This is a genomic window from Niabella yanshanensis (genome assembly GCF_034424215.1).
Classification (GTDB): domain Bacteria; phylum Bacteroidota; class Bacteroidia; order Chitinophagales; family Chitinophagaceae; genus Niabella; species Niabella yanshanensis.
The window spans coordinates 2,571,757-2,592,893 of the sequence record NZ_CP139960.1; the positions used below are offsets into that span (position 1 = coordinate 2,571,757).

Below are 21,137 nucleotides of genomic sequence, written 5' to 3' on the forward strand. Positions count from 1 at the left end.
AATAAGGCAAACTATACAAAAATTCTTTTCCTGCCCAAAATAAGCAGCTATTTAAAAACTTCCCTACATTTGTGTATTAGATACACATTAATACACTTATTGCTTTGCCACAGATGTTCTTGCTGAGTAGCGAATAAAATCAATGCTTATCGCAGATAATGATGCGCTGATGCATTTACTGCTGCTAACAGACAGTATCTGACCATCAGCATTAAAAAAATAAACAGATGAAACGATTTCTATTGCCCATCCTCCTTTTAGCAATCAGCCTGGGATGCAAAAAAACAAATCCTAACGAACCACCCGAACCGGAGCCACCGGTAACAAAACCCATCGTACAAATCGGCCTGGTGACTACCGATAAAAATTTTCCGGGTGCTAACGAAGCTCTTACTATCACATTCAACCCTGCCAAAGGGAATGCTGCATTGAGTGCCAATACCGGGGATGTTTATATTCACTGGGGCGTAGTTACCAATAGCAGCAATGGTAGCTGGAAGTATGTAAAAGCTGATTTCAACACCGCCGACCCCGCTTCAAAAATGAATCGCCAGGCTAACGGTAGCTACTCGATTACTATCACACCACAAACTTTTTTCGGCGTTCCTGCGGGAGAACAAATACTAAAAATAGCTATGCTTTTTAAAAATACAGATGCCAGCATGGTTGCCCGTAATGCAGATGGAACCGATATCTATCTTCCCATTTATAGCAATGGTTTAAATGTACGTTTTTTGCGCCCGGAAATGGCTCCCACTTCAAAGCCATCGCCGATTCAAACCAATATTACCGTAGGACAAGAACTGGAAATAAGCGGGGTAGCCTCGCAGCCTGTCAACCTGAAACTTACGCTCAACGATGTTGAGTTTGCCAACGCTGCCAATGCCACACAGATTACGGGGAAGGCAACCATCACCGCAATCGGTGAACAGGTCATAAAAATAATTGCTAATGGCTCGGTACAGGAATCTTTTAAGCTTACCGCAGGCGGCGCAGTCACCACCGCAGCCTTACCGGCAGGCGCCAAACCCAATGGCATAACCTTTTTAAATAATGGCAGCTCCGCTATATTGGCTTTATATGCACCACAAAAAAACTATGTATATGCAATCGGGGATTTTAATAACTGGACCGCAACCGCCAACGGTTATATGAAACGTACTGCAGACGGCAATACCTGGTGGCTCCAGGTAGATGGGCTGAATCCCAATACAGAATACGCTTACCAGTTCTGGGTAGATGGAACCATTAAAATTGCGGACCCTTATACTGAGAAAGTGTTGGACCCTAACCATGATCCATATATACCGGCAGCCAACTATGCCAACTTTGGCATATATCCAGCCGGCAAAACAACCGGCATCGTCAGCACCATGAAAGCCAGCCAGGCATCGTATAGCTGGACGCATCCCACTATCAGCCGGCCCGCAAAAAATGACCTGGTGATTTACGAATTGCTTTTACGCGATTTCCTGGGAACCAACAACTACCAGGTCTTAAAGGACACTGTTAACTATTTAAGCCAGTTGGGTGTAAATGCTATTGAATTATTACCTGTGAACGAATTTGAAGGCAATAACAGTTGGGGATATAATCCCTCCTTCTATTTCGCGCTGGATAAGTATTATGGCAGCAAACAAATGCTGCAGGCCTTTGTAGACGCCTGTCATGCCAAAGGTATTGCAGTAATACTGGATGTTGTTTTTAATCATGCCGAAGGCCAGTCGCCCATGGTGCAATTATATTGGGATGCCGCTAACAGCAGGCCGGCCGCCAACAATCCCTGGTTTAATGCTACAGCTCCGCATAGTGCTATAAAATTCGGTAACGATTTTAACCACGAAAGCATGGCTACAAGAAATTTTGTCAAAGACGTACTGAAGTACTGGATGCAGGAATACAGGATAGACGGTTATCGCTTTGATTTCACCAAAGGATTCACACAAAAAATCACAGCCACCGATGCCGCCATGAGCGCGAAAGACGATAGCAGGATTGCGATCCTGAAAGATTACAATAATTACATCAGATCTATTGATCCCAATGCATACGTTATACTGGAGCACCTGTGCAGCGATGAAGAAGAAAAAGTGCTGGCTGCCGAAGGCATGATGCTTTGGAATAACCTAAACCATTCTTTTACGGAAGCCAGCATGGGATGGCTGACAAACTCGGATTTGAATCGCGGTATATTTACTACACATGGCTTTAGCCAGGCGGATGGTCTGGTAAGTTATATGGAAAGTCATGACGAGGAACGCATGATGTATAAAAACCTGCAGTTTGGAAATGCAGCGGGAAACTATAATATAAAAGATCTGAATACCGCTTTAAAAAGGCAGGAACTCTGCGCAGCATTTCTGTTCACTATGCCGGGACCCAAAATGATCTGGCAATTTGGGGAGTTAGGCTATGATATATCTATTGATCATAACGGGCGTACCGGGGAAAAACCCCTTTTATGGGATTATAATAAACAGGCGGCCAGGCTGGCATTAAAAAATGCGTTTGCCAGGTTCATTGCTTTGAAAAAGAATAACAGCATTTTTAAAAGTAACAATATTGTTTCCAACCTTACCGGCGCCGTGAAATATATTAAATTAACTGAGGGAGCCAACACGGTTGTGGTTGTGGGAAATTTTGACGTTAATACCCAACCAGCATCTGTAGATATTGGCGCTGCCGGAACCTGGTATGATGTGGCTCATAACAGCACCGTTTCACTTACAGGCAGCCATTATACAGCCGCGCTTGCCCCGGGTGAATATCATATTTTCTCTAAAGCACTTCTTCAATAGTACAATAATCCATCTGTTAATCAATGCGCCACTCTCCGGGGCGCATATTTCATAATAATACGTTAAAACGATTACGAAATATTCGTAGATCGGTTAAGATATTTATCTTGCTGCAAAATAGTTTATGAGAATATTGACCTGGTTCGCTTGCCTGGCCATCTGTCCTGTGTTTTTATGGGGGCAGGACAAAGCACTATACCTCAATCCCGAAAATGCCCTGGGCTTCAAGGCTTCCGTAATATTTTCTGAAGCCGAACTGATACCCCTGGAAACTACTAAAGCCAGCAGTTTTAATAATGTGCAGAACTTTTTGGTAACTCCTCATCATTTTGTACTTCTTGATAATATAGCCAACGCTGTACTCATTTTTGACAAGCAGGGAAAGTTCCTGTACAAATACAAGAAAAAAAAGTACCGGATAACAGGTGTTCAATATGTTGCTTCTAAAAATGCGCTTTTTATTAAAGCCCTTAATAAAAACTATACGATACCTGAGCTAAAAGCGCAGCAAATGATAGAAAAATCTGCCAGAACAGACTTTTCCAAATATACCAGCCTTGAATTATTGCATCTTGATCAAGCAGCAAATTACCGGGTTGAAAGTCTGACCACACCCCGTTATGCACTTAATAATATTTTCTATTTAAATGGTTACTATCTTTCGGTAAGCAGCCGGTACAACAAATACTTAAAAGATACGATCGATTATCACCTGGACCTGATTAAGGGTAACCAAATCGTAAAATCTTATTTCCCTTTTATCAATCTTCCCAAACTACCTCCCTACTACTCCAATGTTAGTTTTTCTGTTAACAATACAATAGATGACAACTCGCTGCTGATTCAAAAACAATTTGATAATACCATTTACAGGCTCACACCCGACTCGCTTTACCTGGAATACAAATTTGTTTTCCCCGCCGACCAGACCATGACCGGAGATTTCCAGTCAACCATGTTTCGAAACAATATTGAACATAATGCTGCTGTAAATAAAAATAACAAAGTCATATCTGGTTTGAATAACCTGTTAGAACATAAGCACCTGCTGTTTTTCTCTGCCAGAGCGGTTAATTATGCGCAAAAAAACTACCTGTTTAACACCATCGATAATAAACTATACGACCTGGGAAAGATAACCACCGACAGCGTTGTTTATAATTTACCGCCTAAGATTTTTTCATCCATTACAGAGCAGGATGAAGAGTATGTTTACACCAGGATTTCCAGCGCCGATCTGCTGAAAGAAAAGCAGAAACTAATAGCTCAAAACAACAGCCTGCCTGCAAAAACAAAAGACCTGCTGTCACGGCTTGATAAGTTCGACAACGCTATCATAATTAAATTAAAAATAAAACCATCAACCGCTAAATAATGAGAACTTTTTTACTGCTATGCCTGGTAGCCCTGTTTCCAACGGTGTTGATGGCTCAAAAAATAACGGGAGCCATTAAGGGCACCATTTATGATTCTATTAATGATTATGCCTTACAATCTGCATCCATATCGGTTTACAAACAATCAGATTCCAGCATTGTAGAGTTTCAGCTCAGCAATACATCCGGCGAATTTGATATTAAAAACCTGCCGCCCAAGGTACCGTTGTATATGATCGTATCCCATACAGGGTACCGGCCGGTAATCAAAAATTTGTTGCTCGACAGTTTAAATCTGAGCACTGATTTTAAAAAATTATTCCTCTTCCAAAAAGCAGAAAATGAAATGGATGAAGTAGTGGTAAAAGCCGTTCAGCCCATAAGAATGAATGGAGATACCCTTGAGATCAATCCTGACGCTTTTAAATTAGACTCAAATGCGGTAGTAGAAGACATGTTGATGCGGGTACCGGGGTTGACAGTCTGGGGCGACGGAACGATCACTATGAATGGCCGTAAGCTGGAAAAAGTGTATGTAGACGGAAAGCCCTTCTTTGGTGGAGCGGCCCAAACCGCTACCCAGAACCTGCCCAAAAATGCTATCGAAAAAATCCAATTGTACCAGGAGAAAGATCTGTCGAAAGTACAGCAGTCTGAAGAAAAGACAGATTCCTTGTATGCCATGAACATCAAGCTAAAAGCCGATAAGAAAAAAGGTATGTTTGGAAAAATCGGGGCAGGCTATGGAACCGATGACCGTTATACCGGAGACGGCGTGATGCAGTTTTATAATAAACGAACGCAGGCGGGCATTGCAGCGGGGATTAATAACATTAATAAAGAGGAAGGCACAGGCGAAAATGCCTTCCTGGAAAATACGTTCAAATCAAACTTCCGGGTATTTTTTGGCGGCCGCGGCGGCGGCGCTGATGGTATCACCAGGCGCACCTATGCCAATGCCAAAATACAGCATAGCTTTTCCGAATCGGATAATTCCCAGTTTTACAATCGTATGTCGGCAGACTATGGTTACCTGAATACTTTGAAAAACGTATTGACTAATACTACTAACATTCAGAATATCACCCAAAATAATAGCAGCTATAAACTATCGAATATTGGCGAGAGCAGAGGCATGAATAATAACACCAGTAACAATGTGAAATTCATGTATGAGAACCGAAAACAATTTGGCAATTTTGTAAACCTCACGGCCAACTATACCAACCAGTTTACGACCAGCGAAAATGAATCTACGACCAATGTTTTCAAAAATGACTCGACGGCTATCAGTACTGCCCTTAACCGCAACCGGTCTACTACCGTTAACGACAACCTGAATATGTTTGGTTTTATACGTTCCAATGATGCCGGGCAGCTACAGGATCCCAGGAAAAATTTTATGTTATTTTTCAATGGTGGTTATAACAACTCCAGTAGTAACAGCAATACCGTAAGCCGGTTCCTGTCTTATATTGATACGATTCCTTCAGACCTGATTGACAGAAAGTACAATACGCTTAACCGTAATTATAATGCCAGCCTAACTCTCAACTACGATGGTTTCAAAAGCCTGATATTTGGCATTTATAATTTCTTTAATATAGATGTATCCCTGGCCAATGATATCAGCATCAGCAGAAGCGAGATGGACTCAAGGGTTTCAGACCTGGATACCCTCAACAATTTATACCAGCAAAATGAGCTCCTGACCAATAACAATATACTCACCAACTTCTCCTATAAACCGGGATTGAGCTTCAGGAAATCCATCAATAAATCGGTGTGGGAAAAATACAATTACTGGTTCTCAATGGGCGTAGAGTTAAAATACCAGTTCCTGAATCAAAAGAATGAATCGAGCTTTTTGTTTCGTAACATCGACAGGAACTTCACGGCATTTACGCCCAACCTGAATATGAATTTCAGTTATACCAAGAATAACGCCTATAGAATGAATTCTTATTTGTGGGCCAATATTCAGCAAACACCCGCATCTATTGATCAGCTGTATCCGCTGGTGGACAGTACCAACCGGTATAATATTATAGCGGGTAATCCTAACCTTAAAGCCTCAACCAATACTTATGGTAACTGGAACTTTGATATCAACAGGTCCAAAATGAACACCAAGAGCAATTACGGCGCCAGCATAGGCCTCAATTACAATAATACAGCCAATGCGGTAAGTGATAATCTTGTTTATGATAGTTCAGGAAGAAGCATTCGTTACCTGATCAATGTAGCTCATCAAAGAGCAGTTAGTGGGAACTTCAGTACGCGGTTCTCCACCAACCTCACTAAATTAAGTAGCCTTAATTTTTCTTACAGGCTTAATTTGTCTACCAACGAACGCCCTGGTTTTATTAATTCAGTTAGCTCTACATCTACCAATAATTCTATATCAAACAACCTGAGCGCTACTTACAGCCTGATCGACAAATTCAATATTACGATCGGGGAAACCATTGCCACCAACAGAAGTGTGCAACAAAGCGCTAACCGCATTAGCTCGGTGATACGAAATTATACCACTACTGGTAACATCAATTATTTTATAACTAAGGAACTGACATTGAACACCTCTCTGAACTATCAGAATAATATAGCAGCGAACGGTAATTCGGTAAAAGTAAACATCTGGAATGCCAATGCCATTTATCGCTTTATGCAGCAAAAAGCTGAATTAAAATTATCCGCTTTTGATCTGTTAAGACAAAATAAAAATATCACCAACTTTGTCCGGGAAAACTCGGCAACCACTACCATTACCAATGGCCTGCAGCAGTATTTTATGGTTACCTTCTCTTACTATCCCAGGAAGTTTGGCGGAAGATCGGGAGCCCCGCCCCCACCGCCTGGCGCCATTATGATTGTTCGCTAAATTTTTTACCCAAGCCGTCTTTCACAGGACGGCTTTTTACTGTGCATTAAAAACTTTACTTTTAATCGCTTTTTATCCGTTTATATGTACAGCAAAGAAACTACCATTGCCCTGCAGGAAAATACGCAGGCACTTTTAAAAGATACTCCTGAAACGCTTGCCTCCCCGGACAGCACCGAACAACTGCGCCAGGCATTGCGTTTTCATGAATACCGGTATTATGTTTTGAGCGACCCGTTGATTGCAGACGGAGAGTATGACCAGCTATTTAAATTGCTGGAAAGAACGGAACAAGCTCATCAGGACTGGATCACTAAAGATTCGCCCACGCAAAGAGTTGCCAAAGAGCTGACCGGTAATTTCGTAACCGTACAGCACCTGGTGCCGATGTTGTCGCTGGACAACTCTTATAATGAAGCCGATCTGAAGGACTTTGACAGGAAAGCCAGGCAACTATCTAAATTGGATACCATCGCCTACTGTGTAGAACCTAAGTTTGACGGTGGCAGTATTTCCCTTATTTATGAAAATGACTTATTAGTTCGCGGGGCTACGCGCGGCAATGGCGTAGCGGGAGATGATGTTACCACCAATGTAAAACAAATCCGTACGTTGCCGCTTTCAGCCCGTTTTAGTGATTACGGCCTGCAACAGGTTGAAATTCGCGGCGAGGTGCTGATGAACAAAAACAGTTTCAAAAAATATAATGATGCACTGGTTGAAAAAGGCCTGGCGCCTTTAGCCAATCCGCGTAACGCCGCCGCAGGCACTCTACGCATAAAGGACCCGGCTGAAGTAAGAAGAAGAAACCTGGAAGCTTTTGTTTACCATATCAGCGATTACACTTTATTGCCCGGAAAAGAAATACCTGAAGAGCTCACTACACATGCCGGTTCCCTGAAACTATTGTGGGACCTGGGTTTCAGAAGCCCGGTTAAGGAAATGAGGGTATTTGATGGAATAGATGCGGTAGTTACCTATTGCCTGGAATTTGAAGACAAACGGGATGATCTGCCTTATGAAATTGACGGCATGGTGATTAAGGTTAACGATTTTGATCTGCAGGATCAATTAGGTATGACCTCCCATCATCCACGCTGGGCCATGGCCTTTAAATTCAAGGCCCGGCAGGGCACCAGTAAATTACTGAATGTAGATTTCCAGGTGGGACGTACCGGCTCCATTACGCCCGTCGCGAAAATAGAGCCTGTATATATTGGTGGGGTTACGGTAAGCTCCATCTCCTTATTTAATGAAGATGTGATACGTGAGAAAGACCTGATGATAGGCGATACGGTATTAGTAGAACGTGCAGGCGATGTAATTCCTTACATTGTTAAACCCCTGGCCGAATTACGTACCGGCACAGAAACCAAAATAGCATTTCCGCAGGGCTGCCCTATTTGTGCCAGCCAGCTTTTTAAAGAAGAAGGAGAAGCCGCCTGGCGCTGTATCAATATTGAATGTCCTGCCCAGGTGGTGGAGCGCATGATTCATTACGTGAGTAAAAACGCACTGGATATCAAAGGATTTGGCGAAGCTAATATCAGGAAGTTTTATGAATTGGGTTTACTAAAAGATATTCCGGGTATTTATAAGCTGAACTTTGAAGCAATTGGAAAGCTGGAAGGCTTTGGCGCTAAATCAATTGAAAAGCTACAGGAAGCCATACAGCAAAGTAAACAGCAGCCCCTGCACCGGCTCATCTTTGCCCTGGGTATCCGGTTTGTGGGGGAAACTACTGCCAAGGTATTGGCCCAGAAAGTGAGTCACCTGTTAGACCTCAGGAATTTCTCACAAGAGGCGTTACAGGAACTGGAAGATATTGGTCCTAAAGTAGCCGGCAGTATTGTTGACTTTTTTAGCAATGCCGATAATATCAACATGCTGCAGGAACTGGAAGACCTGGGTATTCAGCTCAATAACAGCAGTAAGGAGATGCATGGCGGCGGTCAGCTGGAAGGTGTCACTTTTTTATTTACCGGTACACTTCCTACATTGAAAAGGAGTGAAGCCGAAGAAATGGCAGAAGCCAAAGGCGGAAAAATACTGGGAGGTGTCAGCGCGAAACTAAACTACCTGGTAGTAGGTGAAGACGCCGGCAGCAAACTGGATAAAGCCAAAAAATTAAATACGGTGAAAATTATCAGCGAAGCTGAGTTTTTAAAGATGATCGCTGTAGAAAACAACGGTTTGTAAAAACCGGTTACTGGTCTAATACTTTGACACTTCTCGAAAAGCTTTCTTCCAGCGATATAAAGGTTTCCGTTCGCTCAATACCTTTTATTTTTTGTAACTTTTCGTGTAATACATCTCTTAACTCCGAGATATCTTTACATACGATTTCAGCAAACATGCTGTAGTTACCCGTGGTATAATTCAAACGCACAATTTCACTGATCTTATGAAGTTCCTTGGCGACCGAATCATATAAGGAGCTCTCTCTCAGGTAAATACCGATAAAAGCAATTACATCGTAACCCAAAAGCTTCAGGTCTGGATTTAAGCGTGTGCCCTTTACCACCCCATCTTTTTGCAGCTTTTTAATACGTACGTGGATGGTGCCTCCCGACACAAATAACTTCTTACCCAGGTCAGCATAAGAGATCTCCGCATCGTCCATCATATGCTCAATGATCTGCAAATCGAGCTTATCTAGATTTAATTTAGAATTCATATTTAAGCAGCTTTAATTTGATATAATCTAATGCTATGTGCAATTTATTGAATAATTACTATATTTTAAAAAATAATATTAAAATATTTGGAACGAAGACCCATTTATCTTTATTTTTGTTCTAACAACGCCTGATAATAAGGCAAAGTTCTTCAAAATTGTGGGGTGATGAAATTTTTGGCAGACATGCCCTCTTGTCTCGAGGGTGAGGATCACGGAATAAACACAACATAGAGCCGACCGTCAGGCCGACCAGGATTGACCACTAACTTTGTGTTGCGGCTAACCGCCTCGTGGAGGTTCGACCCCTCCCCCTACAGCATATTAAACCTTCGCCGCTGGCGGAGGTTTTTTTATTGCCAACTTTTGAGAATGAAGATACCGCTAGCATCTCAAGTCATAAAGCGTTCAATTTGGCTTAGCCGTAATAGTTGTTGCATTTGCTTAGTTCCCCTGCTTATTTTCATTACGCCACAGTAACCAAATATAAAATTAATTTCCTACAAACCTTTAAGAGGGAGATACTTATTTTTGTAACCAACGCAAAACAAATATGAAAAAAATACTATTTATGGTTGCTCTTTTAAGCAGCTTAACGGTTCTGGCCCAGGACGAGACCGTAAAAAACTTAAAAAAAGATTCTGAGCGACAAATCAACAAAGACCCCAACGATACGACTACCAAAACCTGGAAAATGGGTGGCTTTATAGGACTGAACGCTGCGCAGGGTTCGCTGAGCAACTGGGCTGCGGGTGGTGATAAATTTTCCCTTGCCCTTAATGGCAACCTTAGTACTTATGCTTTTTATAAAAAAAATAAACACTCCTGGGACAATACGCTTGATATCAACCTGGGTTACATGAATACCACATCGCTGGGAAGCAGAAAGAACGATGACAGAATTGACCTGGTGTCCAAATACGGGTATGCGATCGGAGAAAAATGGAATGCCGGCGCCTTATTCAATTTCAGATCGCAGATGTTTAAAGGATATACCTACGACAATGACGGCAACCGCACTTTTAGTTCTAATTTTCTATCGCCTGCCTATGTATTGTTAAGCCCCGGCCTCGAATGGAAACCGAATAAAGATTTTTCTGTTTTTCTGTCTCCCGCTACGGTGAGATGGACCATTGTAAGAAATGATTCTCTTTCAAGTGTAGGTGCCTACGGGGTGGATACCGGCAGACATGCGAAAACAGAATTCGGAGCTTTCGCTTCGTTGAATTATTTCAAAGAAGTCAATAAAATGTTTTCTTATAGAAGCCGCCTGGATCTATATGCCAACTACCTGGAAAAACCTAAAAATGTAGACCTTTACTGGACTAACATGATCAACATGAAGCTGACGAAATACCTGACACTCACCTATAGTCTAGATATGATCTATGACGATGATGTGAGGTTATTCGGCGCCAACAACGAATCTCCGGCAGCCCAGATAAAATCAATGCTGGGACTGGGCTTCCTGGTAAAGTTTTAATTTTTTTTTCTGATGAGTTCCTCCCGGCAGTTATCTAAAAAACCAGCGACCACTTTTGTCAAAAGCCAATCATCGTGGTTAATAAAACCATCGTAGCAGAAGCCGGCTGCTTTTTGGAGCAGGTCCTGAAGATCAAAATTGCCCTGACTACCTTTTACAGCAAATTTATTTTGCTCCAGGTAGTTTGCCAGGTACTCCTGCTCGGTTTGACCAGGCGTAGGTATTAAAACAGATTTCTGTCCTAAGGCATTAATATCCATGACAGAGCTATACCCGCTTCTGCATACAATTAATGCTGCAGAGCGCATCAGGGATTCCATTTCATTGCCGGGTAAATGATTATAGATAATTGCATTCTTGATCAAGGGAGGGTCTTCCTGCAATGGTTTACCCCGGACGATGGTAACCTGCTGCTTTACACCGCCTAATTGCGCAATAACTTTCTGTTCAAAAAGACTTCTTTGTGGCTCAGGACCTGAAAAGATGAAAAGAATATTGCCGGCATCATTTACAGGAGACCGGTGCGCCATCCTGGTTAAGGGTCCCACATAAGAGACTTTCGTAGGGGGCATCGAAGGCGGATGCGATAATACACCTGCAAGATTTTGAGGTCCATGAAAATCAGGTACCCAAACCTGGTTAAAACGGTTCATATACCTGTAATTAACCTGCTGCGCGATGTCGTCAGCCAGCTTTCCCAATCCTGTTTGTATGCGTAATTGATGGGTGATGAAAACACAGGGTACTTGGGAGGTGTACAAGCCAAAACGGTTATCGCTGATGACACCGTCAATAGGTTCGCGGATTAGTACTTCCTGTAACCACTTATTTTCGCGCTGTACCGCAGAACTGATGCGCGGCAACTGCTGCATCATCTTCCACACAAAGCCCTTCCTGGTATTGCTATACGCCACACCATATCCCCCCAGGAATAAAAATTTACAATCGGGGAATTCGGCTGTCAACACTTTCTCCTGTACTTCGTTTCCTGCAATAATCACCTCTGCATCGTGTTGAAGCAACGCTTTAATAACAGGGATACACCGCGTGGTATGTCCCAGTCCCCAGTCTAGTGGAGCCACTAATATTCTTAATTTCCGGGGAAAAGGCATAGATATTGCTAAAAATATGTCAGATAGTGAACCTTTTGTTTGATCTGATTGTAAAATAAAGTAAATTTACTATTACAGATTTTAGTTTGCCGCAAAGTGAGTAAATATCGCAGAGATATTATTTTGGTCATTAAAGATGATGCCATCCAACCCCGTTCGATCGATACCCAGGTGGAATGTCTGAACTATGTAATTGCATGCGTAGAAAACAGGGAGGGCTTTTGCCGGGCCCATGAATTGGTAAACAGGAACCGGATTACCTCCAGTAAAAGAAAAATATTATCCGCAGTAAAAAATGAGCGTTTAAAACCGTTCCGGTTTTTGCTGAATAAAAATTAAAAAGCTCCGGACTTCCGGAGCTTTTTAATTTAAAACTTAATTTCTTCTTCGTTCGAATCGAAGAAGTGGTATTCGGTCAGCTGGTAAGCTGTATCTTTTTCTATTCTGGTTTTCTGCCCAAATTTTTTATTCCACTTAGACAACTTACTGCTCCACCATAAACCCTTTGTTAAATATCCATATACAATAGGATGTACGATGAGTTTGAGATTTTTATGCTTGTGTGTGATAAGATAGTTGAGGTTCTTTTCGATCTCGTCCTCCAATACCAGTGTTGAGGTTATTTTGCCGCTACCATTACAGCTGGGACATACCTCCTGGGTGTTGATGTTTACTTCGGGACGCATGCGCTGCCGGGTAATCTGCATCAATCCAAACTTGGAGATGGGTAATACCGAATGCTTTGCCCTGTCGGCCTGCATTACTTCCTCCATTGTATCAAAAAGCTTCTTCTTATTTTCGGCAAGTTTCATATCGATGAAATCCACTACGATGATTCCTCCGATATCTCTCAACCTTAATTGCCGGGCAATTTCAGCAGCAGCCTCCAGGTTGGTTTCCAGTGCATTTTGTTCCTGGTTATTCCCCACGTTTTTATAGCCGCTGTTTACATCAACAACGTGTAGGGCTTCAGTATGCTCTATAATGAGATAAGCGCCACTGTTTAAAGTAACCGTTTTCCCAAAAGATCCTTTTACCTGCTTGGTAATACCTAAAATATCAAAAACATTACCCTGCGCCTGGTTCACGATCTCCGCTTTCTCGGGCGCAATTTTCTGGATATAGTTTTTGGTTTCGTTGTAGATATTCTTGTCGTTGGTAACAATACGGTTATAATCTGCGCTTAAAAGATCTCTTAAGATACTGTTAGTCTTATTCTGCTCGCTGAAAATCTTGGTAGGCGCTACTGCTCCCCTCAGATTTTGCTGAACCGTGTTCCAGATATTGACCAGGTTCCCGAGGTCTTCATAGAGTTCTGCTGTATTTTTTCCCTCCGCTGCAGTTCTTACAATTACACCAAAGTTCTTTGGCTTAACGGCTTCAATTATCTTCTGCAGTCTTTTCCTTTCTTCCGAAGAGTGAATTTTCTTAGATACTGCTACAATATTATTGAAGGGCGTGATTACAACAAATCTGCCCGGTAAAGAAAGTTCACAGCTAAGCCGGGGGCCTTTGGCCGCAATGGGCTCTTTCAATATCTGAACCAGCACATGGGGTTTACCACCCAGCACCTCGCTGATCTTACCGGTTTTTACAATTTCCGGTTCAACGCTGAATTTTGAAAAGTCTACAGGGTTGGCATCTGTGGCTGCCATAGCCATATTAGTAAACTTTAATAACGATTTTGCATAAGGGCTTAGGTCGGTATAATGCAAAAATGCGTCTTTTTCAAAGCCTACATCTATAAAAGCGGCATTAAGCCCGGGCATCAGCCTCTTCACTTTACCCAGGTATAAATCACCCACGGCAAAGCGGCCATCGCTTTTTTCGCTATGCAACTCCACCAGCTTCTTATCTTCTAACAAAGCAATTTCAACACCAGTTGGAGCGGCATTAATTACAATTTCTTTATTCATTGCATATGAACGTGTGCTATGCCTTAAAAGTAATTCTGATCAGCTTTACCGGTTAAACATGCAGGCAGTAAGTATATGGCATTAAGGATGGAAATGCATATAACGATAAAGCAGCAGCTAAAATAAATATATTACATAAAACCCCGCAAATAAACTACGGGGTTGTATGTAGAATATATTTTAATAAAAGAAAACTTATTTCTTTTTATGGCGGTTTTTTCTAAGTCTTTTTTTGCGCTTATGAGTTGCAATTTTATGACGTTTTCTTTTTTTACCACAAGGCATAGTTAAATAATTTTAATATTGTTAATATAATAGTTAATTCTGCTTTTTTAAAGCATCAATCCTTTTTTGAAGCTCAGCCCTCATTTCCGTATGCTCTGTTGCCAGCGGTAATGCTTTCTGATAATATCTTATGGCTTCTTGTTTCTTATCCTGCTTCTCGTAAATGTCTGCCAGCAGCAATAATGCCTGCAGGTTTTTTGAGTCAAGCCTGATTATTGTTTCAAGACGCTCTTTGGCTTTGTCAGTTTGCCCACTCATGAGCGAACCCATCGCCAATGTCATTTGCGCATATAAATTAGTGCTGTCCTTAGCCACTACTTCCCTGATCTTGGCAATCCCTTCCATGGGAGCATTGGAGATACCTCCAAACATGTAAGTTGAGCCCAACCCTACTTTCGCCGAGTCGTTATCAGGATTTAGCTTTAAAGACCTCTCGAACAAATCCTTTGCCTGCAATGCCATCCACTTTGCCATCTCTCCATTTTCCACATGCTGCAGGTTGTTCAAAAACAAATGGCCTGCAAAATTGAGGTTTTTTTCTGAATTTTCCAACCTTGCCCCTTCAGCAACATACCAGGCATAAGGAATGAAGGCTTTTACACTGTCTTTCCAATACATGGAAATCGCCCTGAATGCCTGTATTTTTTGTACCTGATCCGGCGACTTCTCAATAGTGGATTCAAGTGATGTTAACCTGGCAGCACCCGCTGGCAAAAGTGTACCTTTCGCAGCAGTTAATGCACTATCAATTGAAAATGATGAAGTTGAAACAGTACCTTCACCGGGTTGACCGGCATGTTCGTGCTGATGGCCTTCATGTGCATTAGCCTGAGCCGGGGGTTTAATACTCCCGAATGCCCACAGCAAACACAATGCCGCAAGAGCAACAAAAATGGTTATATATTGAGGTTTCTTCACAATCAAAAAAAATTTGGATTGCAAAGTTAACCCCAATACTATATAAATTGTTTAAAAAAAGAGTGGATAAAAACTCAATGGCAGCTACCTTCTTTGTTTAGAACTTATTAATCGTCGCCGTCCTCTCCGGGCCCATCATCTGGTTTTGGCTCTTTCAGTTTTTTCACTTCGATGCTAAACTCCTTCGCTGGTTTAAATGCAGGAATATAATGTTCGGGGATATGTACCGCTACATTTTTCTTAATATTGCGGCCAATTTTTGCAGCCCGCTTTTTAGTTATAAAGCTGCCGAAACCACGAATGTAAATGTTTTCACCAGAAGCCAAAGTGTCTTTAACCTCTTTAAACATAGTTTCGAGTGTAACCAGCACATCTACTTTGGGGATGCCGGTTTTGTCAGATATCTTGTTTACCAAGTCCGCTTTTCGCATAGAATAAAATTAATATTATTTTAACGATTCAATTAAATTGTAAAACAGCTTATTATGCTTAATACTTCTAAGATATAAACAATTATTAATCCAATTTTTTTTCTTTAAAAAAAATAAATAAAATCTTTTGAGCAATTTAACACATAAACGACTGGAAGTCAGCAATTTTTCAAAATTGTTGTTAAAGTGGCATGAAAAAGATAATAACCGCCAAATGCCCTGGAAAGGAGAGAAAGACGCTTACAAAGTATGGCTAAGTGAGATTATTTTACAACAGACAAGGGTAGAACAAGGACTCGCGTACTATGATAATTTCCTCCATAATTTTCCTACGATCAAAGATTTAGCAGCGGCAAACGAGAAAAAAGTATTTAAGTTATGGGAAGGCCTCGGCTATTATTCGCGTTGCCGCAATCTTATTGCTACCGCCCGTATGATCGCTGGACACTATGGAGGAGTGTTTCCGGGTAATTACAACGATATATTAAGTCTCAAAGGTGTTGGCCCTTATACGGCATCTGCTATTGCCTCTTTTGCCTTTGATTTGCCCCATGCCGTTGTAGATGGCAATGTTTACAGGGTTTTAGCCCGGGTTTTTGGGATTGAAGAAGCGATTGACAGCACAACCGGTAAAAAGAATTTTCATCAGCTGGCCAATGAGCTGCTCGATCAAAAACAACCGGGCAGGTACAACCAGGCCATTATGGACTTTGGTGCTACTATATGCAAGCCGGTAGCGCCCTTATGTAACCATTGCATTTTTAAAAAACACTGTGTCGCTTATTCTTGTAACAAAATACAGCAGCTACCGGTGAAAGAAAAGAAAATCAAACAAAGAAGCCGATTTTTTTATTTCTTTATTATTCAGCATGGCAGTAAAACTGCCATAAGAGAGCGATTAGATAAGGATATATGGCAGCATCTGCATGAATTCCCGTTGATAGAATTACCCCAGGGAAATACCACTGATAGCGCTGTTACTGAAGCGCTGCAGATGAAATGGATCAACGGGGAGAGCTTTATAAAAGCGGAACCCGTTATTTATCGCCAAAAATTGACGCATCAAAGCATTACAGCAATATTTATCAATAGCCGGGTGCACGAATTACCCGGTTCGCTTAGAAATTATGAGTGGGTTGACGAGGACAGGCTATCCGCTTATTCCTTTCCTAAAATCATCAATGATTATTTGAGCAACAGGGCATTAGTAAATGAATAACTCCCCATCTCAGCTCTAATGAATATTAAAAGAATATAAGCTGTGTGTATTAATTTTTCAGAATGGGTAAAAAAAATTAATTTTAGTTTACTATAGCTTAATACATACTTACATAAGAAAAATCAATAATTAATTATGAGAGGGGTTAATCGGGTAATGCTAATCGGTAACTTAGGTAAAGATCCTGAAGTACAGCTACTGGAGGGGAATATCTCAGTTGCCAAATTTCCTTTGGCAACTACCGAAACTTTTAAAGACAGATCGGGAAAACTGGTATCGCAAACGGAATGGCACACGGTAGTATTGTGGCGTGGTTTGGCCGACCTTGCCCAGAAATTTTTACATAAGTCGAGCCTGGTTTATATAGAGGGAAGATTGCGCACCAGGAACTGGGAAGATAAGGACGGGGTGAAAAAATATATTACCGAGGTAGTTGGCGAAAATCTGATCATGCTGGATAAAAAGGCCGAAGGATTAACGCATGAGCACGACGACCCGGCACCTGGCGGGCCGGCTTCCGGCGAAGAAGGGGAACCTGATGCAATTAACTTTTAATTTATTGTGGTGGGATACAGCATCCAATAAAAAATACTTCACCAATAATATTTGTTTTGTATACACAGAGCATTACTCATTTATTATTTACCGATTTTTTGCAGATAGAACTGCAGGCAACTACTCAAAGCAGTACTGTTATGGTAGTAGTTTTACTGCTCCTGATTTTTTTATCCTTCTCTATTTCCGGTTCGCAGGCTGCCATTTTCTCTCTCAATGAGAAGGATATAGATGTGTTGAAAACCAAGCAGCAACCTGCTGCCCGTAGAATTATTGATTTGTTGGATGAGCCAAAGGAAGTCTACACTTCTATGCTTATTTCCAAAACTGTTTTAAACATCTGCCTTATTATTCTGACCAACTACCTGGTTGACGAATATACACCTGAAGAATACAAACATAGCGGCTATACTATTTTGCTTAAATGGTTGTTGATCGCGTTTCTCATCGTTTTCCCCTTGGAAATATTTCCGCGGGTATGGGCAAGACAGAACAGCTTAAGGTTTGCTTACGAATGGCCTGTTTTATTGTTTATTGTTGAAATGATCCATTATGTATTGAGGCGTATGAGTAAGGGCATCGTAGCGGTTGCAGATAGCGTAGGTAAAACCCTGGGTACTGATAACGCGGAAGCCAATAGCTTACAGGAATTTGATGAAGCAATAGATGTGCAAACCGACGATGAGGCTTCTCCTGAAGAAAAAAACATCATGAAAAGTATCGTGAAGTTCGGAAAGATCTCTGTAAAAAAAGTGATGCGTAGCCGTTTGTATGTTAATGGTATCGAGTATAATACGACTTTTCCCGAACTGGTTGAAAAAATTAAAGAGTTGCAATATTCACGTCTGCCGGTTTACAAGGGAGACCTCGATGAAATAGAAGGTATATTGAACACCAAAGACCTGATACCACATCTATACGAGGAAAACTTTGACTGGCACTCGGTAATAAGACCACCCTATTTTGTACCCGACTCTAAACTAATTGAGGACCTGCTTTTAGAGTTTCAGAAAAAACGGATGCATTTTGCAGTGGTAGTTGATGAATTTGGGGGTACCAGCGGCATCGTAACCATGGAAGACATTCAGGAAGAAGTGATTGGAGACATCAAAGATGAGTTTGATGTAGAAGAGATCGACAATGAAAAGATAGACGATCATACTTATATTTTTGAAGGCAGCACCATGCTTCGCGATGTTTGCAAAGTATTACAATTACCTGTTAACACATTTGATGAAGTGCGGGGTGACAATGAGTCCCTGGGTGGCCTTATCAATGAAATTTCGGGGGAGCTTCCTAAAGACGGCGCGATCGTTAGTTCAGGCGATTTTGAATTTACCGTGCTGGAAGTAGAAAGAAACAGGGTAAAAAAAGCCCGTATTGTAATTAAACGCTCCTAATAGTTCGCGGCTTCCGGTAGCTGTAGTACTTTTGCATCATGATCATAATCGAAAACAAAATAATCAGTGATGACGTTGTAGAGGCGCAATTTGTTTGTGACCTTACCAAATGTAAGGGAGGATGCTGTGAAGAAGGTGATGCAGGCGCTCCTCTTACAGAAGCCGAGCTCGACGAGGTAAATAACAGCTACGAGATCATAAAGCCTTACATGACCGCAGACGCTGTCAAGGAGGTGGAGAAAAAGGGCCGGTATCAATATGATGATGAGTTTGGATGGGTAACGCCTACGCTACCCAGTGACAACGAAATATGTGTTTATGCTTATCGTGAAAACAACGGTCTTATTAAATGCGCCTTTGAGCAAGCTTACAATGATGGCAAAATAAAATGGAAGAAACCTATCAGTTGTCACCTCTACCCCATCATTGCTTACCAGGGCAAACACGGAGACTATGAACGTTTGAATTATGAGCCCCGTAAAAAGCTATGCAGTCCCGCCTGTAAGCTGGGAGAAAAGTTAAAAGTTCCGGTTTACCAGTTCTTAAAAGAACCGCTGATCAGAAAATATGGAGAAGAGTTTTACGAGGTACTGGAGCAGGCCGTAACAGCTCATAATCATAGCCAATAGAATTTCATTGACCAACAGTAATGTTAACAGCCTTATTCAAGCATGTCGCAAACAGCCACCTTATTTAATAAAAAAAGTAAAGAGAAAGCAGCGGACCGGGATCATCGCCAGGTGATCAATTTTAACATTGGGAGGTATAATGCCCAGGTACCTGCCGGAAAAACACAGTTTTCGGACGTGGCCCTGGCGCGTGAAAGAGCCAAAAACCAGAAGTGGAAAGCCATTGAAACACTGGATACACAGCTGGAGAACTTTGAAGCCCAGGTTACCAAACGCGGCGCCAAAGTAATCTGGTGTGAGGATGCCCAACAGGCTATTGACGCTATTGTCAAAATCTGTAAAGAAAAAAATTGCCGCACCCTCGTGAAGAGTAAAAGCATGGTTACTGAAGAGATTCATCTCAACAAGAATCTGGAAGCGCAGGGCATAGAAAGTATTGAAACGGACCTTGGCGAATATATTCAGCAATTGGATGGCGAAACGCCCTATCATATTGTAACGCCGGCCATGCACAAAAGTAAGGATGATATCGCACGGCTGTTTGCCAACAAACTCGGCACCGATCCGTCGTTAAGTGCAGAACAACTTACCCTGATTGCAAGAGATAAACTCAGGCAGAAATATGCTGAAGCAGAAGTAGGTGTAACAGGGGCTAACTTCATTATTTCGGATATAGGAGGTATTGCCATTACGGAGAATGAAGGTAATGCCCGGCTCAGCTGCTCTATGCCTAAAACACATATTGTAATTGCAGGCATTGAGAAAGTCATTCCTTCAATGACCGATCTGGCATTGTTCTGGCCGCTGCTGGCCACTTTTGGTACGGGTCAGCGCATTACCTCCTATAGCACCATTGTAACGGGTCCTAGACAACCCGGGGAAATTGATGGCCCCGAGGAAATGTATGTGCTTTTGCTGGACAACGGCCGCACCAACATGCTGGCCAACGAGAAAACAAGAGAAGCGTTATACTGTATCCGCTGTGGCGCCTGTCTTAACGCTTGCCCCGTTTATAAAAACATAGGTGGTCATACTTACGACACCACCTATAGTGGTCCTATAGGGTCGGTTATCACGCCCCATTTAAAACCTATGAAAGAATGGAAGCATTTAAGTCATGCCTCCTCCCTCTGTGGTAATTGTACCGAAGTATGCGCGGTAAAAATTAACCTGCATGAGCTGTTGCTGGAGAACCGGCATGAGGCCCAGCAGGAGGGCTATGCTCCATTTACAGAAACAGTGGCCTGGAAAATGTGGAAAACAGCCATGCTGAAACGTAGCTGGATGAATATGGGCAACGGGAATATGAAAACAAAACTGATCAACTCGGTTGCAGGCGCGTGGACCAAAGAGCGCAGTAAACTGGAGTTTCCCAAAAAATCATTCAATGAGTTATGGGCGGAGCGGAGAAAAGGAATGTAAAAATTAATACCTAAAATAAAGTCCGGTTTTTT

General features: G+C 41.9%; 16 protein-coding genes. 11 read left to right on the top strand and 5 right to left on the bottom strand.

The window, feature by feature from the left end:
• The first annotated feature begins 227 nt into the window (after positions 1 to 227).
• The 4 genes from U0035_RS10510 to ligA all read left to right on the top strand — a co-directional run bounded on the left by U0035_RS10510 (position 228) and on the right by ligA (position 9,257).
• On the top strand, positions 228 to 2,798 hold the full coding sequence (locus U0035_RS10510) for an alpha-amylase family glycosyl hydrolase (RefSeq protein WP_114789757.1): 2,571 nt from the start codon (positions 228 to 230) through the stop codon (positions 2,796 to 2,798).
• Positions 2,799 to 2,922: 124 nt separating this feature from the next.
• Complete coding sequence (locus U0035_RS10515) at positions 2,923 to 4,173, top strand: 6-bladed beta-propeller (protein WP_114789758.1); 1,251 nt, start codon at positions 2,923 to 2,925, stop codon at positions 4,171 to 4,173.
• Positions 4,173 to 7,058, top strand: coding sequence for a peptidase associated domain and porin domain-containing protein (locus U0035_RS10520; RefSeq protein ID WP_114789759.1), 2,886 nt, complete (start codon positions 4,173 to 4,175; stop codon positions 7,056 to 7,058). Before U0035_RS10515 ends, U0035_RS10520 begins: the two co-directional genes overlap by 1 nt.
• An 84-nt stretch (positions 7,059 to 7,142) precedes the next feature.
• Entirely contained in the window at positions 7,143 to 9,257 is a 2,115-nt protein-coding gene (gene ligA / locus U0035_RS10525; RefSeq protein WP_114789760.1) for an NAD-dependent DNA ligase LigA, read from the top strand.
• A 7-nt stretch (positions 9,258 to 9,264) separates the two neighbouring features.
• Here ligA and U0035_RS10530 read toward each other — a convergent pair whose 3' ends face one another.
• On the bottom strand, positions 9,265 to 9,735 hold the full coding sequence (locus tag U0035_RS10530; protein ID WP_114789761.1) for an Lrp/AsnC ligand binding domain-containing protein: 471 nt from the start codon (positions 9,733 to 9,735) through the stop codon (positions 9,265 to 9,267).
• Between the two features lie 553 nt (positions 9,736 to 10,288).
• On the opposite strand from U0035_RS10530, the gene U0035_RS10535 reads away from it, so the two are divergent.
• The gene (locus tag U0035_RS10535) at positions 10,289 to 11,218 is read left to right on the top strand and encodes a DUF3078 domain-containing protein (protein ID WP_114789762.1); all 930 of its coding nucleotides are present in this window, start codon (positions 10,289 to 10,291) and stop codon (positions 11,216 to 11,218) included.
• Here U0035_RS10535 and U0035_RS10540 read toward each other — a convergent pair.
• Positions 11,215 to 12,300, bottom strand: a complete 1,086-nt coding sequence (locus U0035_RS10540; RefSeq protein WP_162817774.1) for a glycosyltransferase — start codon at positions 12,298 to 12,300, stop codon at positions 11,215 to 11,217. The two genes, U0035_RS10535 and U0035_RS10540, sit on opposite strands and share 4 nt — an antisense overlap.
• Positions 12,301 to 12,426: 126 nt before the next feature.
• Here U0035_RS10540 and U0035_RS10545 point away from each other — a divergent pair, with 126 nt between their 5' ends.
• A complete protein-coding gene (locus tag U0035_RS10545; RefSeq protein ID WP_114789764.1) occupies positions 12,427 to 12,669 on the top strand; it encodes a hypothetical protein in 243 nt (80 codons plus the stop codon).
• A gap of 29 nt (positions 12,670 to 12,698) precedes the next feature.
• Here U0035_RS10545 and U0035_RS10550 read toward each other — a convergent pair whose 3' ends face one another.
• The 3 genes from U0035_RS10550 to U0035_RS10560 all read right to left on the bottom strand — a co-directional run bounded on the left by U0035_RS10550 (position 12,699) and on the right by U0035_RS10560 (position 15,880).
• A complete protein-coding gene (locus U0035_RS10550; protein ID WP_114789765.1) occupies positions 12,699 to 14,246 on the bottom strand; it encodes an Rne/Rng family ribonuclease in 1,548 nt (515 codons plus the stop codon).
• A 318-nt stretch (positions 14,247 to 14,564) separates the two neighbouring features.
• A complete protein-coding gene (locus U0035_RS10555; RefSeq protein ID WP_245957637.1) occupies positions 14,565 to 15,449 on the bottom strand; it encodes a tetratricopeptide repeat protein in 885 nt (294 codons plus the stop codon).
• 107 nt (positions 15,450 to 15,556) lie between these two features.
• Positions 15,557 to 15,880 (bottom strand): HU family DNA-binding protein, encoded by a 324-nt coding sequence (locus U0035_RS10560; protein WP_114789766.1) that lies wholly within the window; start codon positions 15,878 to 15,880, stop codon positions 15,557 to 15,559.
• 127 nt (positions 15,881 to 16,007) lie between these two features.
• Here U0035_RS10560 and mutY point away from each other — a divergent pair, with 127 nt between their 5' ends.
• The 5 genes from mutY to U0035_RS10585 all read left to right on the top strand — a co-directional run bounded on the left by mutY (position 16,008) and on the right by U0035_RS10585 (position 21,105).
• On the top strand, positions 16,008 to 17,099 hold the full coding sequence (mutY, locus tag U0035_RS10565; protein ID WP_245957638.1) for an A/G-specific adenine glycosylase: 1,092 nt from the start codon (positions 16,008 to 16,010) through the stop codon (positions 17,097 to 17,099).
• Between the two features lie 135 nt (positions 17,100 to 17,234).
• Positions 17,235 to 17,654 carry a single-stranded DNA-binding protein gene (locus U0035_RS10570; RefSeq protein ID WP_245957639.1) on the top strand — a complete coding sequence of 140 codons (420 nt, stop codon included), beginning with the start codon at positions 17,235 to 17,237 and terminating at the stop codon, positions 17,652 to 17,654.
• Positions 17,655 to 17,710: 56 nt separating this feature from the next.
• Positions 17,711 to 19,054, top strand: a complete 1,344-nt coding sequence (gene gldE / locus U0035_RS10575) for a gliding motility-associated protein GldE (RefSeq protein ID WP_245957640.1) — start codon at positions 17,711 to 17,713, stop codon at positions 19,052 to 19,054.
• A gap of 38 nt (positions 19,055 to 19,092) precedes the next feature.
• A complete protein-coding gene (locus tag U0035_RS10580; protein ID WP_114789767.1) occupies positions 19,093 to 19,683 on the top strand; it encodes a DUF3109 family protein in 591 nt (196 codons plus the stop codon).
• Between the two features lie 42 nt (positions 19,684 to 19,725).
• Positions 19,726 to 21,105 (top strand): LutB/LldF family L-lactate oxidation iron-sulfur protein, encoded by a 1,380-nt coding sequence (locus U0035_RS10585; protein WP_114789768.1) that lies wholly within the window; start codon positions 19,726 to 19,728, stop codon positions 21,103 to 21,105.
• The last annotated feature ends 32 nt before the right edge of the window (positions 21,106 to 21,137 follow it).